Source organism: Microvirga sp. P4_G7 (genome assembly GCF_056401005.1).
In genome coordinates, this window is sequence record NZ_JBFUKD010000216.1 from 1 (window position 1) to 5,506 (window position 5,506).

The window sequence follows — 5,506 nt, forward strand, 5'->3', positions numbered from 1 at the left end:
ATCTACCGCGTCCGGACGAGCGGCATGTCGCGCGACGAAGCGTCGTCTCTCTGCTCCAAGTTGCAGGGGCAGGGCGGGCAGTGCTTCGTGGCGAAGAACTGACGGCAAGGGCTTCTTGACCGCAATCGACGCTGGACTTAAGGCGCGGGGATGAACACCCGCGCCTTTATTGCTGGCTGCGCCGGCTATTCGCTCATTCCTGACGAGATCGCCTTCTTCCGGGAAGCGCAACCTTGGGGATTCATCCTCTTCAAGCGCAATATCGAGACGCCCGAACAGGTGCGCGCTCTCTGTGACGCGCTTCGGGAAACGGTCGGCAGGGCGGGCGCTCCGATCCTGATCGACCAAGAAGGTGGGCGGGTCCAGCGCATGGGGCCGCCGCATTGGCCCAAATATCCCTCCGGGCGGACGTATGGCCGTGTCCACGCGAATGATCCGCTCGTGCGCCGCGAGATTACCCGCCTCGGCGCGCGGCTCATCGCTCACGACCTGTTGTCGGTGGGGATCACCGTCGATTGCATGCCGGTGCTGGATGTGCCGGTCGAGGGCGCCCACGATGTCATCGGCGACCGCGCCTATTCTTACGATCCMGACACGGTGGCGGTCCTCGGTCGAGCCAGTGCGGAAGGGCTGCTCGCGGGGGGCGTTCTGCCCACCCTGAAGCATGTCCCCGGCCATGGACGGGCAGGAGTCGACAGCCACCTGTCCTTGCCCGTGGTGGATGCGCCACTCGACGTGCTCGAATCCAGGGATTTCCGACCTTTCCGGATCCTCGCGGACATGCCGCTCGCAATGACCGCGCATGTGGTCTACACCGCGATCGACCCCGACAACCCGGCCACTACTTCGAAAACGGTGCTCGAGGAGATCGTGCGAGGCAAGATCGGCTATGACGGGCTTCTCATGAGCGACGACCTGTCGATGCAGGCGCTCAGCGGTTCGTTCAGGGAGCGCGCGGAGCGATCCTTCGCCGCCGGTTGTGACGTGGCGCTGCATTGTAACGGTAAACTCGACGAAATGACCCCCGTTGCAGAGGCCTCCCCGATCCTTTCCGGTGACGCCTTGCGGCGCGCGGACGCGGCTCTGCGGCTGATACGACACGACCCCGAGCCATTTGATCCTGTGGATGCCCGCGTCAGGCTCGAAGCTGCGCTTGCAGTCGCGGTTTAGGCGTCCGAAGCTATCGCCCCGTCAACCCGAGTGATCAATGGCTGAAGCCTTACCTTTTGAGGACGTCGAACTGACCGAGCGCGCGGACAGCGAACCCGCGCTTCGCGTCGACGTGGACGGCTTCGAAGGCCCCCTCGATCTGCTGCTCGAATTGGCGCGCCGGCAGAAGGTGGATCTGCATAAGATCTCGATCCTTGCTCTGGCGGAGCAATACATCGCCTTCATCGAGGAGGCGCGACGCATGCGCCTCGAACTCGCTGCCGACTATCTCGTGATGGCGGCGTGGCTCGCATATCTGAAATCGCGGCTCCTGTTGCCCGAACCGCCCAAGGGAGAGGAGCCGAGTGCGACGGATCTCGCGTCGGCGCTCGCCCTGCGCCTGCGTCGGCTGGAGGCGATCCGCGAGGCCGCCCAGAAGCTCGGGGAGCGCGATTGGCTCGGACGGGACGTTTTCGCTCGAGGCGAACCGGAACACGTGCAAATTCGCCGGGAAGCCCAATACGAGGCCACCCTCTACGACCTTCTCTCCGCTTATTCGCGGCAGCGGCAGATCAAGCTGAATTCCAAAGTTACCCTCCATCAGCGTCATGTCTGGTCGCTGGTCGATGCCCGCGAGGCTCTTGAGCGACTGATCGGGCATTTGACGGACTGGTCGACCCTGGAGAGCCACCTGCTCCATTATATGGCCGAGCCGGCGATGCGTACGACCGTGCTCGCTTCCGCCTTCTCCGCGACCCTCGAAATGGTGCGCGAGGGCAAAATGAGCGTCCGCCAGGACAGTGCTTTCGCGCCCCTCTGGGTGCGAGGCCTGGAAGCGGCCGAGGTACAGAGTTGATATGAACGAAGATACGGATATCGAGATCGAGGACGAGGCGAACGAGGAGGGCGCAGCCGCCGCCGACCACGGCGAAGCAATGCGGATTGCCGAAGCGCTTCTGTTCGCCTCCGCACAGCCGCTGAGCGTCGAGGATCTAAGGGGCCGCCTTCCCGAAGGCAGCGATGTCGCACGCATTCTCGAGGACCTCGCGGCGCTTTATGCGGGGAGAGGCGTCAATCTGGTCCGGGTTGCCGGAAACTGGGCTTTCCGGACGGCGAGCGACCTGTCCTTCGTTCTGTCGCGCGATGTGGTCGAACAGAAAAAGCTCTCGCGAGCCGCGATGGAAACTCTCTCGATCGTCGCCTACCACCAACCCGTCACCCGAGCTGAGATCGAAGAGATCCGTGGCGTCGCCACCTCAAAAGGCACGCTCGATCTTCTCCTCGAAACGAGTTGGATCCGGCTTCGCGGCCGTCGTCGTGTACCCGGCCGTCCGGTGACTTACGGAACGACGCCTGCCTTTCTCGAACATTTCGGCCTCGACGCCATCGACGATCTTCCGGGTCTCGAAGAGCTCAAAGGAGCCGGCTTCCTGGAAGGCCGCGTGCCGGCGGGAATGGCGATTCCGATACCATCCGACACGGATACGCTCCGCGAGGACGAGGACCCGCTCGACCAGGACGATTTGTTTTTGCCGACGGAAATCGAGCCCGAAGAAGGGCCCGTGGAAGAATGACGTTCGGCCCGCTGCCGGCGCGGGACCGGTTTAAGCGGCCGCGCTGGGGACAGCGTGGAACGGCCGGGGCGGCCATTCCGAGCCGCCTCACCTTCGAACACATCGTCCAGACCTACGGCGCCATGAACGCCCTCAATGACGTCTCGTTGACGGTGGAGCCGGGGGAACTCGTCTGTCTCCTCGGGCATTCCGGTTGCGGCAAAACCACTCTTCTGCGTGTCGCCGCCGGGGTCGAGGCTCCGACGTCGGGACGTGTTCTGATGGACGGGCAGGAAGTCAGCGGCCCACTCGCATTCCTCCAGCCGGAACACCGCGGCATCGGCCTGATGTTCCAGGATTATGCGCTGTTTCCCCACCTCAGCGTTCTGCAGAACGTGCTTTTCGGCCTGAAGGGGCTCGGGGCGAAAGATGCGGAAGCCTCGGCTTTGCGGGCACTGTCGCGGGTCGGGCTCGAGCATTACGCGAACGAATACCCGCACACCTTGTCGGGGGGCGAACAGCAGCGGGTGGCGCTCGCGCGATCGATCGCCCCGCGTCCGGGCGTGCTGTTGATGGACGAGCCGTTTTCCAACCTCGACCGGCGCATGAGAGACGCGATCCGCGACGAAACGGTCGCGATCCTGCGCGAGACCGGCGCGACGACGATCGTCGTCACCCACGATCCGGAAGAAGCCATGCGGATCGCCGATCGTATCGTGCTGATGCGTGCGGGCGCCATCATCCAGCAGGGTGAGGCGGAGGAATTGTACCGCAATCCGGCGAACCTTTTCGCCGCTCGCTTTTTTTGCGACTTCAACGAGGTGCCCGGTGTTGTCGCCAAAGGTCAGGTTTCGAGCCCCGTCGGCCTCTTCGCGGCACCGAAGCTTGACGATGGCGCGAAAGCCATCGTGTGCATTCGCCCGCAGGGAATTCGATTGAAGCCTGCGGGATTTTGTCTCCCTGGGCGTATCGTATCGCGCCGTTTCTTGGGCGAAATCGACCTGATTCAGGTCGATGTTCAGGGCGTCGACCGCCCTTTGCAGGCCCGAATTCGCGATCACGCACCGATCAAGGTGGGACAAGATGTCGGCATCGAGATTGATCCGAAGGATGTCCTTGTTTTCGCCGCGTCTGATGCCTAGTTTGGCCGCACGTTGAAAATCAAAAGCCGCGCCCCAACCGGCGCAGGAGGATTGCCATGGGTGGCGCTAGTATCTGGCACTGGATCGTCGTCGGCTTGATCGTTGTTCTGTTGTTCGGACGCGGCAAAATTTCCGACATGATGGGCGATGTCGCAAAAGGCATCAAAGCGTTCAAGAAAGGCATGGCCGAGGAAGACACGGCCGCCAAACCCGCGCAGCCGACCGAACCGACGCGCACGATCGACCATCAGTCGGTCTCCAACGCGGCCAACACCGCGACGAGCGATCACAAGATCAGCTGACGCCTGCGTCAAAGCCGATAACGACATCGAAGGTGGGTCTGGAACCGTGCCATGTTAGACATGAGCTGGGGTGAAGTCATGGTGATCGGCGCGGTCGCGCTGATCGTCATTGGCCCTAAGGACCTGCCGAAAGCGCTGCGGACCGTCGGCAACATGACCGGCAAGATCCGCCGCATGGCTGCTGAGTTTCAAGGCCAGTTCCACGAAGCGATGCGTGAGGCCGAGCTTGACGAGGTCAAGCAGCAGTTGCAGGGCATGAACGACAGCGTTTCATCGGCGAATAAGGGCTTCAATCCGATCCAGACGATCCGGGACGAGCTGAAGGGGGCCGTGGAGGCCCCGGTCACATCGCCGGATAAGACGGCCGGCGAAACCGTCTCGGACGCAGAGGCGCAAGGACGTGGGGAGGCCAACCCGGTCGCTCCCATCGAACCGCCGATCGCCCTGTCGATTCCCTCCGTTCCGCCGATCGTCGACCCGGCGGAATCCATCGCGGCAACCTTGAAGAGGGAGGCCGAGATCAACGCCCAGTCCGACGCGAGTTCGTCGGCCCCCGAGCAAAAATCGGATGCGAAAGCCTGATGACCACCCAAGTCGAGGATGAGGTCGAAGCGTCGCGTGCGCCGCTGATCGAACATTTGATCGAGCTGCGCACACGGTTGATCCGGGCGCTGATCGCGTTCGTCTTGATGTTCTTCGTCTGTTTTGCCGGCGCGAAGTATATCTACAACGCCTTGGTCTGGCCCTATGTGGTCGCCGTCGGCTCAGCCGAGAATGCTCACCTGATCTATACGCACGGCTTGGAATATCTCTTTACGCAGATCCAAGTGGCGGCCTTTGGCGCAGGTTTCCTCGCCTTCCCGGTGATTGCCGGTGAGGTCTACAAGTTCGTCGCGCCCGGGCTCTACAAGAACGAGCGTCGCGCGTTCCTGCCTTATCTCGTTGCGACACCGGTTCTTTTTGCGATCGGCGCCGCCGTCGTCTACTTCATGGCGATGCCGCTTCTGATGCGGTTTTCGGTGGGCATGCAGCAATTGGCGACCGCCAATACCCCCGGCATCGCCTTCATGCCGAAGGTGAGCGAATACCTCTCGCTCATCATGACCCTGATCTTCGCCTTCGGAATTTGCTTCCAGCTTCCCGTCGTCCTGACGCTCCTTGCCAGGGCAGGGCTGATCGATTCCGAGTTCCTGAAGCAGCGCCGCCGTTACGCGGTGGTGATCGTCTTCGTCGTCGCGGCGGTTTTGACCCCGCCGGACGTGATCAGCCAGTTCGCCCTTGCGATCCCCACCTTGCTTCTTTACGAGGCGTCTATCTTCTCCGTCCGCATGGTCGAGAAGAAGCGCGCGGAAGCCGAGGC

The 5,506-nt window shown here is 62.6% G+C and carries 8 protein-coding genes; all 8 read left to right on the forward strand.

Annotated features, from left to right (window positions below):
• Window positions 1-102 carry an SPOR domain-containing protein gene (locus AC1DT3_RS11075; protein ID WP_477465318.1) on the forward strand — a complete coding sequence of 34 codons (102 nt, stop codon included), beginning with the start codon at window positions 1-3 and terminating at the stop codon, window positions 100-102.
• Window positions 103-150: 48 nt separating this feature from the next.
• The gene (gene nagZ, locus AC1DT3_RS11080) at window positions 151-1,170 is read left to right on the forward strand and encodes a beta-N-acetylhexosaminidase (RefSeq protein WP_477465311.1); all 1,020 of its coding nucleotides are present in this window, start codon (window positions 151-153) and stop codon (window positions 1,168-1,170) included.
• A gap of 37 nt (window positions 1,171-1,207) precedes the next feature.
• Window positions 1,208-2,005, forward strand: coding sequence for a segregation and condensation protein A (locus tag AC1DT3_RS11085; RefSeq protein WP_477465312.1), 798 nt, complete (start codon window positions 1,208-1,210; stop codon window positions 2,003-2,005).
• A 1-nt stretch (window position 2,006) separates the two neighbouring features.
• On the forward strand, window positions 2,007-2,723 hold the full coding sequence (scpB, locus tag AC1DT3_RS11090; protein ID WP_477465313.1) for an SMC-Scp complex subunit ScpB: 717 nt from the start codon (window positions 2,007-2,009) through the stop codon (window positions 2,721-2,723).
• The gene (locus AC1DT3_RS11095; RefSeq protein ID WP_477465314.1) at window positions 2,720-3,844 is read left to right on the forward strand and encodes an ABC transporter ATP-binding protein; all 1,125 of its coding nucleotides are present in this window, start codon (window positions 2,720-2,722) and stop codon (window positions 3,842-3,844) included. Before scpB ends, AC1DT3_RS11095 begins: the two co-directional genes overlap by 4 nt.
• Window positions 3,845-3,900: 56 nt before the next feature.
• Window positions 3,901-4,146, forward strand: a complete 246-nt coding sequence (locus AC1DT3_RS11100; RefSeq protein WP_477465315.1) for a twin-arginine translocase TatA/TatE family subunit — start codon at window positions 3,901-3,903, stop codon at window positions 4,144-4,146.
• 51 nt (window positions 4,147-4,197) lie between these two features.
• The gene (gene tatB, locus AC1DT3_RS11105) at window positions 4,198-4,728 is read left to right on the forward strand and encodes a Sec-independent protein translocase protein TatB (protein ID WP_477465316.1); all 531 of its coding nucleotides are present in this window, start codon (window positions 4,198-4,200) and stop codon (window positions 4,726-4,728) included.
• The coding region (gene tatC / locus AC1DT3_RS11110) for a twin-arginine translocase subunit TatC (protein WP_477465317.1) at window positions 4,728-5,506 on the forward strand (779 nt) is incomplete at its 3' end. The genes tatB and tatC, both read left to right, overlap by 1 nt.